Source organism: Litchfieldia alkalitelluris (genome assembly GCF_002153425.1).
In the GTDB taxonomy this organism is placed as follows: Bacteria; Bacillota; Bacilli; order Bacillales; family Salisediminibacteriaceae; genus Evansella; species Evansella alkalicola.
The window spans coordinates 2,730,371-2,749,718 of record NZ_KZ119600.1 but is presented as its reverse complement, the minus strand read 5'-3'; the positions used below and the strand labels follow the sequence as shown (position 1 = coordinate 2,749,718).

Here is a 19,348-nt window from a genome sequence, read left to right as displayed (position 1 = left end):
CCTTGTCCACCTCATGCATAATTTTATAGATGAGGGGGGATAGTGATGATAAGGAAATTTGTATTACAATCTATGACTTTTCTAATCATTTTAATCATATCTTTATCTAGTGTTCAAAATCCAATTACAAGTGGATATATTAATGAATTAAGAGAAGATGCGATAACAGTAATGAATCAGAAGGATCCATTATATTTAGAAATTGATGAAAAAAAAGATGAGTACGAAATTAAGGCACAAGACGCTGTAATTGATAAGGTGTGGAAAGCCATTCCTGGATACAATGGTATAGAGGTTGACGTAGAAGCCTCATATAATAACATGCAGCAACTAGGGGAATTTCAGGAGGACGGTCTAGTATTTAATCAAATCTCTCCTAAAGTTACTTTAGAGGATTTAGATCCAGCACCTATCTATAGGGGACATCCAGATAAACCAATGGTCTCGATGATGGTGAATGTAGCATGGGGTAATGAATACCTCCCAGATATACTAAAAGTCATGAAGCGGCATCAAGTAAAGGCCACCTTCTTTCTAGATGGTTCATGGGTGAAAAATAATCCAAAACTTGCTAAAATGATCGTAGAAGAAGGGCATGAGGTTGGTAACCATGCATATTCTCACCCAGATATGAAAACATTGTCCAGAGGTAGAATCTTGGATGAAATCATTAAAACTAATGAAATTATACAAGCTACAATAGACAGAACTCCTCAATGGTTCGCACCACCTAGTGGGAGCTATCGTCAGGAAGTGCTTGAGGTAGCAAGAGAACATGATTTATACACAGTGTTATGGACTGTGGATACAATTGATTGGAAAAAACCTGAGCCACAACAAATGGCTAGCCGTGTTGTACAAAAAACAGAGCCAGGCTCTTTAATTTTGATGCATCCTACTGAATCTACTTTACATGGATTAGAATCAATGATAGAAGGTATTAAAGACAAAGGGTATATGCTTGGTACGGTAAGTGAGGTTTTAAGTGAAACGAGAATTACAACCATCAGACAACAATAGTTTTTGTTATGTTTAGGAGGATCACAGTGATAAAACGCTTTGTAGGTGACAATGGATTAAGAATTGTATATGAGCCAAACCATACTGTAAGGTCTGTTGCAATTGGTATCTGGATTGGAACAGGCTCTAGGTTTGAAACGAAACAAGAGAATGGAGTATCACATTTTTTAGAACATATGTTTTTTAAAGGAACAAAATCGAGGTCTGCCCAACAAATTGCAGAATCCTTTGATTCGATTGGAGGTCACGTCAATGCCTTCACATCTAAAGAGTATACTTGCTACTATGCTAAGGTATTAGATAGCCATGCAGAGCATGCAGTTGATGTATTATCTGATATGTATTTCCATTCTACTTTCGACAAGGATGAATTGAATAAAGAAAAAGGGGTTGTCTTAGAAGAGATTAAGATGTATGAAGATACCCCAGATGATATAGTCCATGACTTACTAAGTAGAGCAAGCTATGGAGATCACCCGTTAGGCTATCCTATTTTAGGTACGGAAGATACACTTTCGAATTTTTCTTCTGAATCTTTATTTAAATACATGGATAAGAATTACCACGCAGGGAATGTTGTTATTTCAATTTGTGGAAATGTAGATGAGTCATTTGTGAAGTACGTTGAAAACTCATTTTCTCAGATGAAAAAAGGGTCGAAGGAAAATACTACTTTTGAGAAACCGACATTTAATTCCGACAGGATTGCACGTAAGAAGGATATTGAACAGGCACATTTATGTATTGGCTATGAAGGCTTTCCACTGCATGATGAACAGATTTACAGTTTAGTTTTACTTAATAATGCACTAGGAGGAAGTATGAGTAGTAGATTGTTCCAGGAAGTAAGGGAAAAGCGTGGCTTAGCCTATTCAGTATTCTCCTATCATTCATCCTTTCATGATACTGGTATGCTCACCATTTATGCAGGAACAGCACAGAAGCATTTAGATGAGCTGTTTGATGTATTAATGAATACAGTTAAACAAATCCAATCAGATGGATTATCTGAGAAAGAATTGACAAATGGTAAAGAACAGCTAAAGGGTAGTTTAATGCTAGGGCTTGAAAGCACAAATAGTAGAATGAGTCGTAATGGGAAAAATGAGCTACTTTTAGGGAAACATCGTACATTAGATGAAATAGTCGAAGCTATTGATGGTGTTGGCTCTAAACATATTCAAGAGACGACAGAACAAATTTTTTCCAAAGACTTTTCCCTAACATTGATCAGTCCAAACGGAGAGCTACCTAAAGGCGTCACATCATGAAAAACAAATCTCGAGAATCCTACCGAAAGTTAGTAAACCGTAGTTTGTTCCAATAAAACCTATTTTCACGTAACATATAAAAATATATATTAGACATGTTTTTTTCTTCCTTTCATACGATTATAGTGATGGGAGGGGATTGCATGCGTTTAAGCGAAATTAGCAATAAAGAAATTATTGATTATGAAAAAGGCGAGCGCTTAGGAGTTCTTGGCCAAACAGATTTGATTATTGATGAAAAGGATGGTCAAATCGAGGCTTTTGTTATCCCGACCTTAAAGTGGTTTGGGATGGGAAAAAGGGATAAAGAAGTGACGGTGTATTGGAATCAGATAAAAAAAATTGGAACAGATATGATTATTATTGAGGTGTAATAAATCCATACACGTACGAGCTAGGGGTATTCCCTAGCTCTTTTTCTGTTTTTATCTGTTTCAAAAATAATATACATGAGTGGAAGCTTACACAGGGGCTTTACTTCCCTTGCTAAACTGCATTTTTTACATGTAATTCAAGAAATTTATGTCCACGTTTCACACCATGAGGGGCACCCACATAATATGTCATGAGTTAGTGAGTTTCACAAAAACGCAGGCATTGGTCCCCTTCAAATAAAAAATGAGTGGTAAGAAAGGGGAGGAATAAAGTTTTGCTAACAGATATGCATATTGCTGTAATTGGTGGAGACGCAAGACAACTAGAGGTTATTAGGAAAATTTCAGAGCTTGATGGAAAAGTATCCTTAATTGGATTTGAGCAATTAGATGACGGATTTGCAGGGGCGAGTAAACAAAATTTCCACTCCGTAGATCCTGGAACGTTAGACGCAATTGTATTACCAGTAAGTGGTATGAATGAAGAAGGGGAAATTGAATCGATTTTTTCTGGGGAAAAGATTGTGTTACCTGAAGATTGGCTAGGCGATACACCAAAAGGAACGATGGTGTACTCAGGGATTTCCAATGAAAAATTAAAAAGTCTTGTAGATGACAATGATTGTGAGCTTGTAGAACTACTCCAGCGTGATGATGTGGCCATCTACAATTCAGTACCTACAGCAGAAGGGACCGTTATGATGGTCATTCAAAATACAGATATCACAATTCATGGTGCCAATGTAATTGTATCTGGTTTTGGAAGGGTAGGGATAACAGTTGCCAAGACATTTAAAAACCTTGGAGCAAATGTTGAGGTCGTTGCAGATGAACCTGAACTTAGGGCTAGGGCTTTCGAATGTGGGTTTACGTCCTATTCTGTAAACGAGCTACCTAATAATGTTAAGCATGCTGATGTAATTATTAATACAATCCCTGCGAAGATACTGAACGTAGATGTATTATCAAAAATGCTACCAAATTGTTTGATTGTTGATTTAGCATCCAAGCCAGGGGGAACGGATTTTAGATATGCAGAAAAACGAGGTATCAAAGCATTACTAGCTCCAGGATTACCAGGTATTGTTGCACCAAAAACGGCAGGAAAAATAATAGCTGGTGTTTTAACTAATTTACTATGGGAGCAACTGGAAACACAAAAAGGAGGAAATGAGTAATGTCACTAAAGGGGAAGCACATTGGTTTTGGTTTAACAGGTTCACATTGTACGTATGATGAGGTATTACCTGTGATGCAGGAATTAGTGGATGCTGGCGCAAGAGTTACACCATTTGTCAGTTATACAGTACAGTCAACAGATTCTAAATTTGGTAAAGCAGCAGATTGGTTGGAAAAAATCCAAGCCATCACAGATGAGCCGATAGTCAACACAATTCCAAAAGCAGAACCATTTGGACCGCAGACTCCTCTAGATTGTATGGTAATAGCCCCGTTAACAGGTGGGTCAACAAGTAAATTTGCGAATGCATTAACTGATTCTCCTGTTTTAATGGGTGCTAAAGCTACGTTAAGAACTGGTAAGCCAGTTGTATTAGGTATTTCAACAAATGATGCGTTAGGATTGAATGGTGTTAATATTATGAAGTTAATGTCAACAAAAAATATATATTTTGTTCCGTTCGGGCAAGATCACCCTTATAAGAAACCTAATTCTCTTGTAGCTGATATGACAAAGCTTCCTCAAACAGTGGAAGCAGCGTTAAATCATCAACAAATTCAACCAGTTTTAATTGAAAGATACAAAGAATAGTGAAAAATTCCCCAACTGTTGTTAAAATAGATTAGAGGTAAGAATTAATCTTGCTATGTTTGCTTCTCGTAGTTAAGGTCCTCCTTAACTACGTTATGTTTTTCTGAAGGTATTGAAAGACTTTCTATGATCTTTTCAATAGAAGTAGGGGACGAGGAAGCAGCACACAAAGGGAAGGGAGAATTTTTAGTTATGAGTAAATTAGGATATCGAGTTGCAGTTGTTGGAGCTACTGGAGCAGTTGGACAGCAAATGCTTAAAACATTAGAACGATTGGAATTTCCAGTTGCATCTTTATTACCATTATCATCAAAACGGTCAGCAGGTAAAAAAGTATTATTTAAAGGGGAAGAATTAACAGTACAAGAGGCAACTCCAGACTCCTTTGAAAACATTGAATTAGCTTTATTTAGTGCAGGAGGATCAGTATCTAAGGCACTAGCACCAGAAGCGGTAAAACGTGGGGCAATCGTAGTTGATAATACTAGTGCATTCCGTATGGATGAGAATATTCCCCTTGTAGTACCGGAAGTAAATGAACAAGACTTAAAAGAACATCAAGGTATTATTGCTAACCCTAACTGTTCTACTATACAAATGGTGGTAGCATTAGAGCCAATTAGAAAAGCATTTGGCTTAAAAAGAGTAATGGTTAGTACTTATCAAGCCGTTTCAGGTGCAGGAGCTGAAGCTGTTGATGAAATGTACAACCAATCACGCCAAATTTTAAATAATGAAGAGATCAATCCAGAGATCCTACCGGTTGGTGGAGATAAAAAGCATTATCAAATAGCATATAATGCAGTACCACAAATTGATCTATTCCAAGAGAACGGTTATACATTTGAAGAAATGAAAATGATTAATGAAACGAAGAAAATTATGCACGATGATTCTCTTCAAGTGGCAGCTACTTGTGTTCGATTACCAGTTGAAACAGGTCATTCCGAATCCGTATATATCGAAGTAGAGCAAGATGGAGTTTCCGTAGAGGAAATCAAAAATCTACTGCAAGAATCACAAGGTATAACTTTACAAGACGATCCAAAAGAACAGCTATATCCTCTAGCAACTGATGCTGCAGGTAAAGATGATGTTTTCGTTGGAAGAATTCGTCATGATTTAGATAATACAAAAGGATTCCACATGTGGGTAGTAGCAGATAACCTATTAAAGGGAGCTGCTTTAAACTCAGTGCAAATTGCTTTTTCATTAGAAAAACTAGGACTGTTAGGCAAGTAATTTTAATACCTTAAACACATATTAAGATGGGTATGAGGTGAAATAGATGAATATAATTGTTCAAAAGTTCGGAGGAACCTCTCTTAAAAATGACGAAGTGAGGGATTTAGCAGCAAACCATGTTGCACAAGCATTAAAGGAAGGATATAAGGTAGTTGTTGTTGTGTCGGCCATGGGAAGGGTTGGTGACCCATATGCAACGGACACATTGCTAAACCTTGTCGGTGGAGTAAACAGCAATATTTCGAAGCGAGAGCTTGATTTATTAGCTTCTTGTGGAGAAACAATATCCTCTGTTGTATTTTCTAATCTCCTTCAACAGAAGGGAATAAATTCTTTAGCTATTACAGGTGCACAAGCAGGTTTTAGAACAAACGAAGATTATTCCAATGCAAAAATTACGGAAATGAAAGTTAATGGGTTAAAAAACTTGTTAAATGAACATGATGTAATAGTTGTAACTGGTTTTCAGGGGGAAACTCCGAAGGGAACAACAGCTACTCTTGGAAGAGGAGGAAGTGATACCTCTGCTACAGCGTTAGGTGCTGCCTTAAGTGCAGATGTGGTGGACATATTTACTGATGTTGCTGGTGTCATGACGGCTGATCCAAGAATTGTAGATAAGGCAAAACCTCTATCTGTTGTAACATATAATGAAATTTGCAATATGGCTTATCAAGGAGCGAAGGTCATCCACCCTCGAGCAGTTGAAGTGGCCATGCAGGCAAAGGTACCTATTAGGATTCGATCCACATACTCTAACTCAACAGGTACATTAATTACATCTAGCACTACGAGTGCTGTTGGAAGAGATGTAATTGAACGCCAAGTAACAGGTATTGCTCATGTGCAAAATGTTACACAAATCAAGGTTACAGCGAAAGATGGAGAATATGACCTGCAGTCGAAAGTATTTAAAGCAATGGCTAATGAAGGTATATCCGTTGATTTCATAAATATTCATCCCCTTGGGGTGGCATATACCGTTAGCGATGATGTGGCAGATAAGGCAGAGGCAATTCTGAAAGATATGGATTTAGAGCCTCAAATCCTTAAGCATTGTGCTAAAGTATCAGCTGTAGGTGCGGGAATGACTGGTGTTCCTGGTGTAACAGCTAGGATAGTTGAGGCTTTATCAAGTAAAAACATTCAAATATTACAATCGGCAGATTCCCATACTACCATCTGGGTTTTAGTAAGGAATGAAGATATGATAGAAGCTGTTAACGCCCTCCATGAGATGTTTTTAACTGAGGAAGAAGCTGATTAAAAGGAGTGCATTAACATGAATTTTGGTCGAATAATAACCGCTATGGTTACACCCTTTGATTCGAAGGGAAATGTTGATTTTCAGAAGACGACCAAGCTAATCGATTTTTTAATTGAAAATGGTTCGGATGGTATCGTGGTAGCCGGAACTACTGGTGAGTCTCCGACACTCTCCAATGAAGAGAAGCTAGCCTTGTTTGCTCATTCTGTAAAAGTTGTAAATGGTCGAATTCCTGTCATTGCTGGGACTGGTTCCAATAATACGTATGCTTCAGTAGAACTTACGAGGAAAGCAGAAGAGCTCGGTGTTGATGGAATTATGCTAGTGGCTCCTTATTATAATAGACCATCTCAGAAAGGCTTATATGAGCATTTCAAGACAATTGCAGAGAAAACTTCACTGCCTGTCATGCTTTATAATGTACCAGGCCGAACTTCCGTCAATATGGATACAGAAACGGTAATTGCCCTTTCTAAAGTGAAAAATATTGTAGCGGTCAAAGAAGCTAGTGAACAAATTGATCAAATGACAAAAATTTTAGCGAATACAGAGAATGATTTTCTTCTTTATTCTGGAGATGATTCATTAGCTTTACCAGTGCTTGCAATTGGAGGAGCTGGTGTTGTATCAGTTGCCAGTCATATAATTGGTAATGAAATGCAACAAATGGTGCAATCATTTGAAAAAGGGAATATTGCTCATGCTGCTAAAATGCATCAGGAGCTTTCTCCAAAGATGAAAGCACTATTTATGGCCCCTAATCCTGTACCGGTAAAAACGGCATTACAATTTTACGGTTTAGGTGTTGGAGGAGTGAGGCTACCACTTGTACCTCTTACTCCAGAAGAAAGGCAAAAACTTGCAGATATTTTAGAAAAATAAGGTTGATGTACATTTTATCGAGCTATGTAGAAAACACCATTTACATCCAAATGGATGCTTAAATGGTGTTTTTTTATAATAGACACCCAAGAAACATAAATTGCAATTAATTTGCACAGTGCAGAATGGAAGTAGTAATTGATTTGTGTTGGTGCTCTTTCTTGTTTTTCTAAATTAGTTTAAGTTATACTTACTAACATAGTGTTGAACGTAAAGGCTTACAAAAAACATATTGATATTTCATATACTTCTATATACATATGAACCAAAACTAACTAACAGGAGGTGTAACTCCTGGCCGCTATTAACATAATAAAAAATAAAATTTAATTAGATTAATAGATTTTATTGGGGGAGCAAAAGGCTTTAAACTGGTTCGAAGCCTGTAATTTTTATACATAGCAGTCAGGAAAATATATTGTCAAATCAACAAACAGAGAAGATACGTCTTTTTTCTTTAGGTGGAATCGGTGAGATAGGAAAAAATATGTACGTCATAGAGTTAGATGATGAGATCCTAGTAATTGATGGGGGCCTTATGTTTCCAGATGATGATATGCTAGGTGTTGACGTAGTTATCCCTGACATTACTTATTTAAAGGAAAATAAAGATCGGGTAAGGGGTATCATCCTTACACATGGACATGAAGATCATATTGGTGCGATACCATATATATTGAGGGATTTGGATATCCCTGTATATGGAACAAAATTAACGCTGGCATTAGTCGCTGATCACTGTAGAGATTTGGAAGTGGCGATTAGTCCTAAGTTAGTGGAAATAAATTCGGATTCGAAGGTAAGAGTAGGAAAAACACCTGTTAGCTTTTTTCGTACGACCCATAGTATTCCAGATTCCATTGGAATCATCGTTCATACTTCACAAGGACCTATAGTACACACTGGAGACTTTAAATTTGATCAAAATCCTGTAGATGGAAAATTAACTGAAATAGGAAAACTTGCTGATATTGGTGAAAAAGGTGTTCTTTGTCTCCTTTCAGATAGTACAAATGCAGAAAGGCCAGGCATAACAGCTTCTGAATCTGTAGTAGCGAAAGGTCTTAAAGAGGCTTTTTATAATGCCCCAGGTCGTATCTTCGTAGCAACATTTTCGTCGAATATACATCGGATTCAACAAGTAATTAATGCAACTACTAATAATAACCGAAAACTAACTGTAGTTGGGAAAAGCTTGGAACATGTTGTTAACATAGGTCTTGGTCTAGGCTATTTGATAGACGAACAAGGCATAATAATAAATATAAATGATGCATTAAAGTCTAAAGATGATGATTTAGTCATATTAACAGCTGGGAGTCAAGGGGAGCCGTTAACTTCACTCAGTAAGATGACTAATGGTAGTCATTCTCTAAAAATTAAATCTACAGATCGTGTTATTATATCTGCTAGTCCTATTTCAGGCAATGAAAAATCCTTTTCTAAATTAATTGATATGCTATCTCGCCTAGGCACTGAAATTGTTTATGGACAGGATTATGTTCATACTTCGGGACACGGAAGTGCTGAAGAATTAAAACAAATGGTTAATCTTATAAAACCAAAGTATTTCGTCCCTATCCATGGTGAGTATCGTATGCAGCACGCCCATGCTCAAATTGCAAAAACCTGTGGGATATTATCAGATAATATATTTTTATTAAATCGAGGAGAATCAGTAGAGTTTATAAAAAAGACAGCTAATAGGGGAAATAATGTGCCTTATGGTAATGTACTCATTGACGGCTTAGGAATTGGTGATGTAGGAAACATTGTCTTAAGAGACAGGAGACTACTTTCAAAGGATGGTATTATCGTTACCGTTATTACATTAAATAAAAAGCGCAATCAGATTTTATCTGGACCTGATATCATTTCCCGCGGTTTTGTATACGTTCGTGAATCAGAAGAGTTGATTATGAATGCAGAATCATTAGTAAAATCAGCAGTGAATGACAGTATTGAACATGGACTTTCTGATTGGTCACAATTAAAACAGCAAATCAGGGATCAATTAGGAAGATTTCTATATGAAAAAACGAAGCGAAGGCCGATGATCATTCCTATCATAATGGAAGCATAATATCGGTACTAATACATTTTTAATTTTTTTTTGGAGCTCATAAAAGGATTTCAACCTTTTGTGAGCTCTAATTTGCATGAAACCTCTCTTCTCACTGCATACTAGTGATGAGAAAGGAGTGGTGAACGGATATGAATAATAAGTCAAATCCACAGATGTCACAAGACCAGGGGAGCCCTAATCAAGATCAGGGTAAAAGCCCAAAAGAAGGGATACTTGATAAAATACAACAGTTAGGACAAACCAATGTCCCACAAATGGAACAATCTAATATTCATATGGTTACAATTATTGGACAAATTGAAGGGCATATGCAGCTGCCACCTCAAAACAAAACAACGAAATATGAACATATCATTCCGCAATTAGTTGCAGCTGAACAAAATCCCAAAATAGAGGGTATGTTAATCATTCTTAATACTGTTGGTGGAGATGTGGAGGCAGGCTTGGCCCTTGCTGAAATGATTTCATCTATGTCGAAGCCTACAGTAACTTTAGTTTTAGGGGGAGGCCATTCTATTGGTGTTCCAATTGCAGTAGCTTCGAACTATAGTTTTATAGCTGAATCTGCAACAATGACGATTCACCCTGTTCGCTTAACTGGCCTTGTTATTGGTGTTCCTCAAACATTTGAGTATTTAGATAAGATGCAAGATCGGGTCATTAGTTTTGTTACGAAGCATTCATCCATTACAGAGGAAACATTTAAGGAGTTAATGATGTCTAAGGGTAACTTAACCCGAGATATTGGAACAAACGTAGTAGGGAAGGACGCTGTAGAATATGGTATTATTAATGAAATAGGTGGTCTTGGCCCTGCAATCAAAAAATTAAATGAATTAATTCAGGAAAATAAACCAAGTGAGGATGTGGTGCAATGATCCTCTACACATATCAGGCTCAGGAACTCATTTTTCCAGTGCAGGATACTGAATATGAAGGTGTGGAAATGGTGGATATTCCAGGTGGTCAATTACAAGTTCAGCGGCAAGGAGAAGACAACAGCTACCGAGTTGTTCGCTTACTTTCAACTGATCCAAATTTATACTTAGATGAACGTTATCAGCCTGGACAACCTTATTTCTTTGATAATCGTTAGGCTACCGTTAAAATACTAATCTCGTGTTGGTGTTCGTTACAGTTCATTCCCTTTCAAGCAAGGTACAAGTGCGACATCTGCCAGAATTTAATTTATGATTTTATGGAAAAGGTATAAAAATATGTGATATAATTAGGAAAACAAGCGTTCGACCAAAGAGCAGCAGCCGGAAGTATCGGCTGCTTGTTCCTTTTATGTATTATTAGAGGTAGAGGTGGTTCAAATGGCGAGAAAACGTCGTAAAAAACAGGAAAAATGGAAAAAACAATTAACGTATGAATTAGTAGGTTTATTTTTATTGATAGTTTCTCTCGTCACATTTGCCCGCCTTGGAGTGGTTGGAGAAGGCTTCCATCAAGTGTTTAGATTTTTCTTAGGAGACTGGTCTGTCATTCTTACTATCTCTCTTTTTATATTCTCCCTATACATAATGATTAAAAGAAATCTTCCATATTTGTGGACTAGAAAATTAATAGGAACTTATTTACTCGTATTTTCGATTGCTTTGTTTACACATCTAGGCTTATATAGCGATCTGTCTAATCATGCGGATTTTATTGACCACTCTGTGCTCCGAAACACGTGGCATTTATATTGGTTACAATTACAAGGTCAATCAGTGATAGAGGGCCTTGGAGGAGGTATGATTGGTGCGTTAGGATTTGCAGTGTCCCATTTCTTATTTTCAGCTGCAGGAACTCCTTTTTTTGCAATAGGATTAATTATTACATCTATTATTCTAATTACGGGTAAATCTATTATTGATGTCCTTAAAAAAGGTGGAGAAGGCTCTGCTTCTGTTTTTCAACGATTAAAAGATTATTTAAAAGCACAATTCGTTGAAATTAAAAATTTCATATCTGCTGCAATTCAAAAATCTAAAGAACGGAAAGAAGCATTAACTGAGGATAGGAAGCAAATGGAACAATATCCAGAAGAGGATATTAAAACAGAGGAGCCAATTATCTATGATTTTTCTACAAAAGCATACGATAATAATGACCCTGTTGCAGAAATCATAGATGTGGAATCAGAAGCCCTTCAAGGAAAGAATAAGGGAAATGTTCAAGAGCGAAAGGAAGAGGAACAGTCAGAGTTTGTGGAAACTAATTCTAGTCCAACTTTGACAAATTCATTAATTGTAAGTGCCGAAGAAAACGAGTTCTATGAACTACCGTCATTTGATCTATTAGCCAACCCATCGAAGGCAAATCAATCTCGAGAGCATTCTATGCTATCAAAAAATGCTAGAAAGCTTGAGAGAACATTGGAAAGCTTTGGGGTAAATGCAAAGGTTACAAAAGTGCATCTAGGTCCTTCTGTAACAAAATATGAAGTTTATCCAAGTGTGGGTGTAAAAGTAAGTAAAATAGTTAATTTAACAGATGACCTTGCCTTAGCTTTAGCTGCAAAGGATATTCGTATGGAGGCTCCCATTCCGGGTAAGTCAGCCATAGGTATAGAAGTACCAAATACTGAAGTGGCTCTTGTAACTTTAAGGGAAGTATTAGACTCTACAATCATGCAAGAAAAGGACAATAAACTGGCCATCGCCTTAGGAAGAGATATTTCAGGTGATGCTGTCATTGCAGAACTTAATAAAATGCCCCACTTGCTTGTAGCCGGGGCCACTGGAAGTGGGAAAAGTGTTTGTATTAATGGTATAATCATCAGTATTTTAATGCGAAGTAAACCACACGAAGTAAAACTGATGATGATCGATCCTAAAATGGTAGAGTTGAATGTATATAATGGTGTTCCTCATTTGCTTTCTCCTGTCGTTACTGATCCAAAAAAAGCGTCACAGGCATTGAAAAAAGTGGTTAATGAAATGGAACGACGTTATGAACTATTTGCTCATTCAGGTACACGAAACATTGAAGGCTACAATGCATATATTAAACGAGAGAATTTAAGTCGTAGCGATGATGATCAATATCAACCACTTCCGTTTATTGTAGTTATTGTGGACGAGCTTGCTGATCTAATGATGGTTGCATCTTCAGATGTGGAGGATTCCATCACTAGATTGGCGCAAATGGCCAGAGCAGCTGGTATACATTTAATAATTGCAACGCAAAGACCATCAGTGGATGTCATCACTGGTGTCATTAAAGCCAATATTCCTTCTAGGATCGCATTTGGAGTATCTAGTTCTACTGATTCCAGAACGATACTAGACTCAAATGGAGCTGAAAAACTCCTAGGTCGTGGAGATATGTTATTCCTTCCAGTAGGTGCTAATAAAGCAACGAGAATACAAGGTGCGTTTCTCTCTGATGAAGAGGTGGAAAGAGTTGTTAATCATTGTATTGAGCAGCAGAAGGCACAATATGCAGAGGAAATGATGCCACAAGAAGGGGAAGAAACGGTTACTTCAGAAGTGGACGATGAGCTTTATGATGATGCAGTACAGCTTGTTACGGAAATGCAGACTGCTTCTGTATCCATGCTTCAACGTCGATTTAGAATTGGTTATACTAGAGCAGCTCGTCTTATAGATGAAATGGAGCTTCGGGGCGTAGTAGGTCCGTATGAAGGAAGCAAACCAAGGGAAGTCCTAATTACTAAGACAGAAGATCAGGAAGTATCTAATCAGTAAGCTATCGAGATTGAGGAGGGAGTTTCTGTGATTAAATCAGACCATCGGCCACTGTACCTTCAAGTCATTGATCGATTAAAAAATGAGATCGATAACGGTTTGTATGAAGCAGGAGAACAGCTCCCTTCAGAATTCGAGTTATCAAAACAATTGGGAGTAAGTCGGGCTACGTTAAGAGAAGCACTTCGAATGTTAGAGGATGAAAATGTTATCGTCCGCAGACATGGAGTGGGGACTTTTGTAAACACTAAACCATTATTCTCATCTGGAATAGAAGAACTCTTTAGTATTACGGATATGATTAAAAGGGGCAATGAAACTCCAGGAACAATCTTTCTATCTTCAGATGTTTATCCAGCAGAGGACGATGATAAAGAAAGATTGTCAATGAAAGACCTAGAGGAAATGTTAGTTGTGGAAAGGGTTAGAACTGCTGACTCTAAACCAGTCGTGTACTGTCTAGACAGAATTCCAAAAAAATATATTAAAAATTATGATATGCAATCTGGAAAATCGTTCTTTGAGCAACTGGAGGAGTCAGGAATTAATATATCATATGCAGTAACACATATTGAGCCATTAGGGTATCATGATAAAATATCTGATATTTTAAATTGTGACCTGGATACATCATTATTACTATTAAAACAGCTTCATTTTGATGTGAATGAAAGACCAATTTTTTATTCCATTAATTATTTTCGTTCAGATAAATTTAAATTTCACGTTTTACGAAAACGAGTCTAAAAAAGAGTTTTCATATGATGGTGAAAAGAATTACAGCCAATGGGAATACTATACACCATTGGCTTTTTTGTAGTTAATTTCTCCAGCGCCTAGTCGCTGCGGGGCACTTCGAAATGACAACAGAAGTCAAAAAGGCGTGACTTCTTGTTGTCATTCCTCCACCGCCCTACGCTCGTAATCATAGTCGCTTGCGCTTTTCGTATTAAACTTTGCATTTGTGATACTATTTTCGCTACAATCAATGTATTGACGCGTCTTTTTTATTGTACAAAACATAACTTGGAAATAATTAGGTATGATAATGATAGGAATTAAAGGAGGGAACGAAGTTGATTGAACAAAAACTTCAGGAATTTAAAGTTGGGGGATTAAATGTTCATGTTTTACCGTCAAAGACATACAAAACTAATACATTACTCCTACATGCTAGGTCTCCGTTAACGAAGGACACAGTAACATACAGAGCTTTATTACCATACGTTCTTCAAAGTGGAACGAAAGAATATCCATCGAGGCAGGAATTTCGTAAAGCATTAGATGACCTATATGGAGCTACTTTAAATGTAGATGTTTCTAAAAAAGGGGAATATCATATGATGACATTTAAGATGGAAGTGGCTAATGAAAAGTTTTTAGCAGATGATCGTCCATTATTAGAACGGGGTCTGGATTTATTCTCCTCCGTGATTTTGTCGCCGAATGTTTCCGACAATGCATTTGATTCATCTGTAGTAGAAGGTGAAAAGAGAACCTTAAGACAAAAAATTACTTCAGTATATGATGATAAAATGCGGTATGCGAACATGCGCTTAACGGAAGAAATGTGTGAAGATGAACCATTTGGCATATTCGTTAACGGGCAAGAAGAAGACGTTACAAAAATTACTGATGTATCTTTGTATGAATACTATCAAGAAGCTTTAAAGTCAGATCAACTTGATTTATATATAGTTGGTGATGTGGAAGTTTCTGTAATGGAACAACTTGTGAAAAAGTATTTTCAAGGTATTGAGGAAGGGAGTAGGAATAATACGATAGAAGCTCAGCAAAAACAAATTGATCAACCACGTGAAATCATTGAAGAGCAGGACGTACAACAAGGTAAACTTCACATGGGATACCGTACAAATACAACATATGAACATGAAGACTATTTTGCCCTGCAATTGTTTAATGGGATCTTTGGAGGATTTTCTCATTCTAAGCTTTTTATAAATGTACGTGAAAAAGCTAGTTTAGCTTATTATGCCGCTTCAAGGGTAGAAAGCCATAAAGGACTATTAATTGTAATGTCAGGGATTGAAAGTAATAAATTTGAGAAGGCAACTACAATAATTAAGGAACAAATGGATCAAATGAAGCAAGGCAATTTCACAGATGAGGATTTAGAGCAAACAAAAGCTGTCTTAAAAAATCAATTATTAGAGACGATGGATGTGCCAAGGGGATTTATTGAACTAGAGTACCATAACGAACTAACTTCAAATAAACGATATGTAGCCAAGTGGATTACTGAAATTGATAAAGTGACGAAGGACGATGTTGTGAGAGTGGCAAATAAAGTACAGCTAGATACAGTTTATTTTCTTAAGGGAAAGGAGGAAGCTGCTAATGAATAAAGTGTCGTTTGATCAACTGCAGGAAACTTTATATTATGAGGAACTTCCTAATGGACTTCAAGTTTACCTTTTGCCCAAACCAGGATTTAATAAGACATATGCAACGTTTACAACAAAATATGGTTCCATAGATAATCACTTTATTCCTCTAAATGAGAAGGAACCATTGAGGGTTCCAGATGGAATTGCTCACTTTTTAGAGCATAAGCTTTTTGAAGATGAGGACGGGGATGTATTCCAATTATTTAGTAAACAAGGTGCTTCTGCCAATGCATTTACAAGTTTCACGAGAACAGCATATTTGTTTTCAAGTACGATGAATATTGAAGAAAATCTGAAGACATTATTAGATTTTGTTCAGAAACCTTATTTCACTGAAGAGTCAGTTGAGAAAGAAAAGGGGATAATAGAACAGGAAATTAAAATGTACGAAGATAATCCTGATTGGAGGAATTACTTCGGACTTATTGGTAGCATGTATAAAAACCACCCTGTAAAAATTGATATAGCTGGAACAGTTGATTCTATTTATAAAACAACGAAGGAACTCTTATATACTTGCTACGAAACATTTTATCACCCAAGTAATATGGTTTTTTTTGTTGTAGGAAATCTTGATCCAGAAAGTACATTTAAACTCATTAGAGAAAATCAAGCAGGAAAAGAATTCGAAAAACCTCAGCATGTTGAACGGTATTTTGAAAAAGAACCTGAGGAAGTAGATCAAAAACTAGTGACTATTCCAATGAACGTAAATACAGGGAAATGTTTAGTTGGATTTAAGGACCGTAAACCAGAAAAGCAAGGGAAAGACCTGTTAAAACATGAATTATCAATTCAATTGTTATTGGAGATGATGTTTGGTCAAAGTGGAGAGAATTATCAAAAATTACATGATGAAGGGTTAATTGATGATTCCTTTTCATTTGATTATTCAGGCGAACACGGTTTTGGATTTTCTGTAGTTGGTGGTGATACGGATCGGCCTGAAGAACTCGGTAAAAGAATAAAAACGATGGTGGGAGAATTTATACAAAAGCCACTTAATAAGGATGAGATGGAAGGGATAAGAAAAAAGAAAATCGGTTATTTTCTAAGGGCACTGAATTCACCAGAATATATTGCAAATCAATTCACGAGATATCGTTTTAATGACATGGATCTATTTGAGGTGATTCCTGTATTAGAGTCAATAACAGTAGATGATCTATCAAAGGCAATGCAAGAACACTTCTTAACAGAAACACAGATGAGTGAGTGTCATATTACACCAAAGGGGAAATAACGAAGGATGAGTAATGGTTTAGTGGCGTTTATATCTGGGGCAAGTGGAGGAATCGGGGGAGCTATAGCAGAGAATTTAGCTGCAGATGGATATTCCCTCATACTTCAATATAATCAAAATAAAGATAAAGCAGTGGCATTACGGAACTCAATCATTCAAAAATATAAAGTGGAAATTGATTTAGTTCAAGCTGATTTTTCTAAGCCAGAAGAAACTTTAAAGAAAGTTCAAGAACTATCCATAAATCCAGAAGTAATTGTGCATAACAGCGGTTCGTCCAAATGGGGCTTATTTACCGATTTAACCCATGAAGAACTATCCCAGGAGCTTGTCAGTGGTGTAACAACACCAATGATGTTAACCCAAACATTTCTCCCTTATCTATTACGAAGGAAGCAAGGGAAAATAATAGTAATTTCCTCCATTTGGGGAATAACTGGTGCTTCATGTGAAGTACTATATTCCACAATTAAGGGAGGGTTAAATAGTTTCGTCAAAGCGTTAGCGAAGGAAGTGGCTCCAAGTAATATACAAGTAAACGCAGTTGCTCCTGGGGCAATTGATACAGCGATGATTGGACATTTAACTGCATCAGAACAGCAAGATTTAATATCTGAGATACCAGCAGGAAGACTAGGTACACCAGAGGATGTTGCTTCCATCGTATCTTTTCTCGTATCACCAAAGAGCAATTATATTAATGGTCAAATAATTTCCACAAATGGTGCTTGGTATTGTTGAGAACAGTGCATATAATTCCTCCAATGTGTAAAACTAAAGATGAATTTTTAAACACAAGGAGGAATCTTTCATGTCTGTATTAGATAACTGGAATCAGTGGAAAGAGTTTTTAGGTGACCGTTTAGATCAGGCGAAAAGTGAAGGCATGGATAATAAGGTAATAAACGAAGTTGCTTATCAAGTAGGGGAGTATTTATCTGAGCAAGTTGAACCAAAAAATGATCAAGAAAAAGTTCTTTCAGATCTTTGGCATGTTGCTTCTGAAGAAGAACAGCATGCTATAGCAAACATGATGGTTAAGCTTGTTCAGAAAGGGTAAAAGAAGAAAGTGTCGCTTTTTCAGCGGCACTTTTTTAAATCACCTCCATAGTGGAAATATTTAAAATATAAATCTCTGTTAAACAAACAAAAAAGCAACATTTAAATTTAACAAAAGACAAATTTAAAAGTATTCGTGAATAGTTTGGATTATTTTTCAGATAGTGTAAGAAACTTCTTTAAATGCAGAAATAAATCAATTATGATAGGGAGTAAGGAGTATAATAATTGAAAAGGGGTTGGACGATGGGAGAGCAAAAACAATGGTATTTAGAATATAAAATAAATGAAAACCGCCCAGGTCTCCTTGGGGAAATTGCCTCCTTATTAGGAATGCTGAGAATTAATATCCTAACTATAAATGGTGTAGAAGACCAACGTAGGGGTATGCTAATCAGAAGTCAGGACGAAGAGAGTATTCTCCGTTTGCAATATATTCTAGAAACGATGGATATTATAACGGTGACGAAAATTCGTGCTCCTAAATTAAGGGATAGACTCGCAGTCCGTCATGGTCGATATATAGAACGAGATCAAGACGAAAAGAAGACCTTTCGCTTTGTTAGGGATGAACTTGGTCTGTTAGTTGATTTTATGGCAGAACTCTTTAAACAGGACGGTCATCGACTCATTGGAATACGTGGAATGCCAAGAGTAGGGAAAACAGAGTCAATTGTAGCAGCGAGTGTCTGTGCTAGTAAAAGATGGTCATTTTTATCTTCAACTTTATTAAGACAGACGATTCGGAGTCAACTGGCAGATGATGAGTTATCTGAAGATAATATTTATATTATTGACGGTATTGTTTCAACAATGAGGGCTTCTGAAAGGCATCAAATGCTCGTTGGTGACATTATGAGGCTCCCTGCAACAAAGGTAGTGGAACATCCCGATATTTTTGTGAGAGAAACAGAGTATTCATTGGATGATTTTGATTATATAATAGAACTAAGAAGTGATGAAGATGAGAAAATTACATATGAAGTTATTGATTCAGGATTCTCATCTTTTGACATTAGTTAAA

Annotated in this window: 18 protein-coding genes; all 18 read left to right on the top strand. The window is 36.7% G+C overall.

Annotated elements, in window-relative coordinates:
- Positions 1-45: 45 nt before the first annotated feature.
- A complete protein-coding gene (locus BW724_RS13140; protein WP_088075646.1) occupies positions 46-1,020 on the top strand; it encodes a polysaccharide deacetylase family protein in 975 nt (324 codons plus the stop codon).
- A gap of 26 nt (positions 1,021-1,046) precedes the next feature.
- Positions 1,047-2,291 carry a M16 family metallopeptidase gene (locus tag BW724_RS13135; protein WP_088075645.1) on the top strand — a complete coding sequence of 415 codons (1,245 nt, stop codon included), beginning with the start codon at positions 1,047-1,049 and terminating at the stop codon, positions 2,289-2,291.
- A gap of 143 nt (positions 2,292-2,434) precedes the next feature.
- Entirely contained in the window at positions 2,435-2,665 is a 231-nt protein-coding gene (locus BW724_RS13130; RefSeq protein ID WP_088075644.1) for a YlmC/YmxH family sporulation protein, read from the top strand.
- A gap of 275 nt (positions 2,666-2,940) precedes the next feature.
- A complete protein-coding gene (gene dpaA, locus BW724_RS13125) occupies positions 2,941-3,843 on the top strand; it encodes a dipicolinic acid synthetase subunit A (protein ID WP_088075643.1) in 903 nt (300 codons plus the stop codon).
- Positions 3,843-4,436: a dipicolinate synthase subunit B gene (locus tag BW724_RS13120; protein ID WP_088075642.1), complete on the top strand. Its 594-nt coding sequence runs from the start codon at positions 3,843-3,845 to the stop codon at positions 4,434-4,436. Before dpaA ends, BW724_RS13120 begins: the two co-directional genes overlap by 1 nt.
- Before the next feature lie 192 nt (positions 4,437-4,628).
- Complete coding sequence (gene asd / locus BW724_RS13115) at positions 4,629-5,678, top strand: aspartate-semialdehyde dehydrogenase (protein ID WP_088077917.1); 1,050 nt, start codon at positions 4,629-4,631, stop codon at positions 5,676-5,678.
- Positions 5,679-5,724: 46 nt separating this feature from the next.
- Positions 5,725-6,948: an aspartate kinase gene (dapG, locus tag BW724_RS13110; protein ID WP_088075641.1), complete on the top strand. Its 1,224-nt coding sequence runs from the start codon at positions 5,725-5,727 to the stop codon at positions 6,946-6,948.
- A 15-nt stretch (positions 6,949-6,963) separates the two neighbouring features.
- Positions 6,964-7,830: a 4-hydroxy-tetrahydrodipicolinate synthase gene (dapA, locus tag BW724_RS13105; protein ID WP_088075640.1), complete on the top strand. Its 867-nt coding sequence runs from the start codon at positions 6,964-6,966 to the stop codon at positions 7,828-7,830.
- A 418-nt stretch (positions 7,831-8,248) separates the two neighbouring features.
- Positions 8,249-9,913, top strand: a complete 1,665-nt coding sequence (locus BW724_RS13100; RefSeq protein WP_088075639.1) for a ribonuclease J — start codon at positions 8,249-8,251, stop codon at positions 9,911-9,913.
- 155 nt (positions 9,914-10,068) lie between these two features.
- Entirely contained in the window at positions 10,069-10,794 is a 726-nt protein-coding gene (locus BW724_RS13095) for a ClpP family protease (RefSeq protein WP_140355091.1), read from the top strand.
- Positions 10,791-11,012 carry a YlzJ-like family protein gene (locus BW724_RS13090; RefSeq protein ID WP_088075637.1) on the top strand — a complete coding sequence of 74 codons (222 nt, stop codon included), beginning with the start codon at positions 10,791-10,793 and terminating at the stop codon, positions 11,010-11,012. The genes BW724_RS13095 and BW724_RS13090 overlap by 4 nt, the downstream gene beginning before the upstream one ends.
- A 223-nt stretch (positions 11,013-11,235) precedes the next feature.
- Positions 11,236-13,614, top strand: coding sequence for a DNA translocase FtsK (locus BW724_RS13085; RefSeq protein ID WP_088075636.1), 2,379 nt, complete (start codon positions 11,236-11,238; stop codon positions 13,612-13,614).
- A gap of 27 nt (positions 13,615-13,641) precedes the next feature.
- Positions 13,642-14,361, top strand: a complete 720-nt coding sequence (locus BW724_RS13080) for a GntR family transcriptional regulator (RefSeq protein ID WP_088075635.1) — start codon at positions 13,642-13,644, stop codon at positions 14,359-14,361.
- Between the two features lie 329 nt (positions 14,362-14,690).
- Positions 14,691-15,980, top strand: a complete 1,290-nt coding sequence (gene yfmF / locus BW724_RS13075) for an EF-P 5-aminopentanol modification-associated protein YfmF (RefSeq protein ID WP_088075634.1) — start codon at positions 14,691-14,693, stop codon at positions 15,978-15,980.
- Positions 15,973-17,265 (top strand): EF-P 5-aminopentanol modification-associated protein YfmH, encoded by a 1,293-nt coding sequence (gene yfmH / locus BW724_RS13070; protein ID WP_088075633.1) that lies wholly within the window; start codon positions 15,973-15,975, stop codon positions 17,263-17,265. The genes yfmF and yfmH overlap by 8 nt, the downstream gene beginning before the upstream one ends.
- A gap of 6 nt (positions 17,266-17,271) precedes the next feature.
- A complete protein-coding gene (gene ymfI, locus BW724_RS13065) occupies positions 17,272-18,006 on the top strand; it encodes an elongation factor P 5-aminopentanone reductase (protein WP_088075632.1) in 735 nt (244 codons plus the stop codon).
- A 70-nt stretch (positions 18,007-18,076) separates the two neighbouring features.
- A complete protein-coding gene (locus BW724_RS13060; protein ID WP_088075631.1) occupies positions 18,077-18,325 on the top strand; it encodes a DUF3243 domain-containing protein in 249 nt (82 codons plus the stop codon).
- 245 nt (positions 18,326-18,570) lie between these two features.
- Positions 18,571-19,347, top strand: a complete 777-nt coding sequence (locus tag BW724_RS13055) for a DUF3388 domain-containing protein (protein WP_088075630.1) — start codon at positions 18,571-18,573, stop codon at positions 19,345-19,347.
- Position 19,348 lies beyond the last annotated feature (1 nt).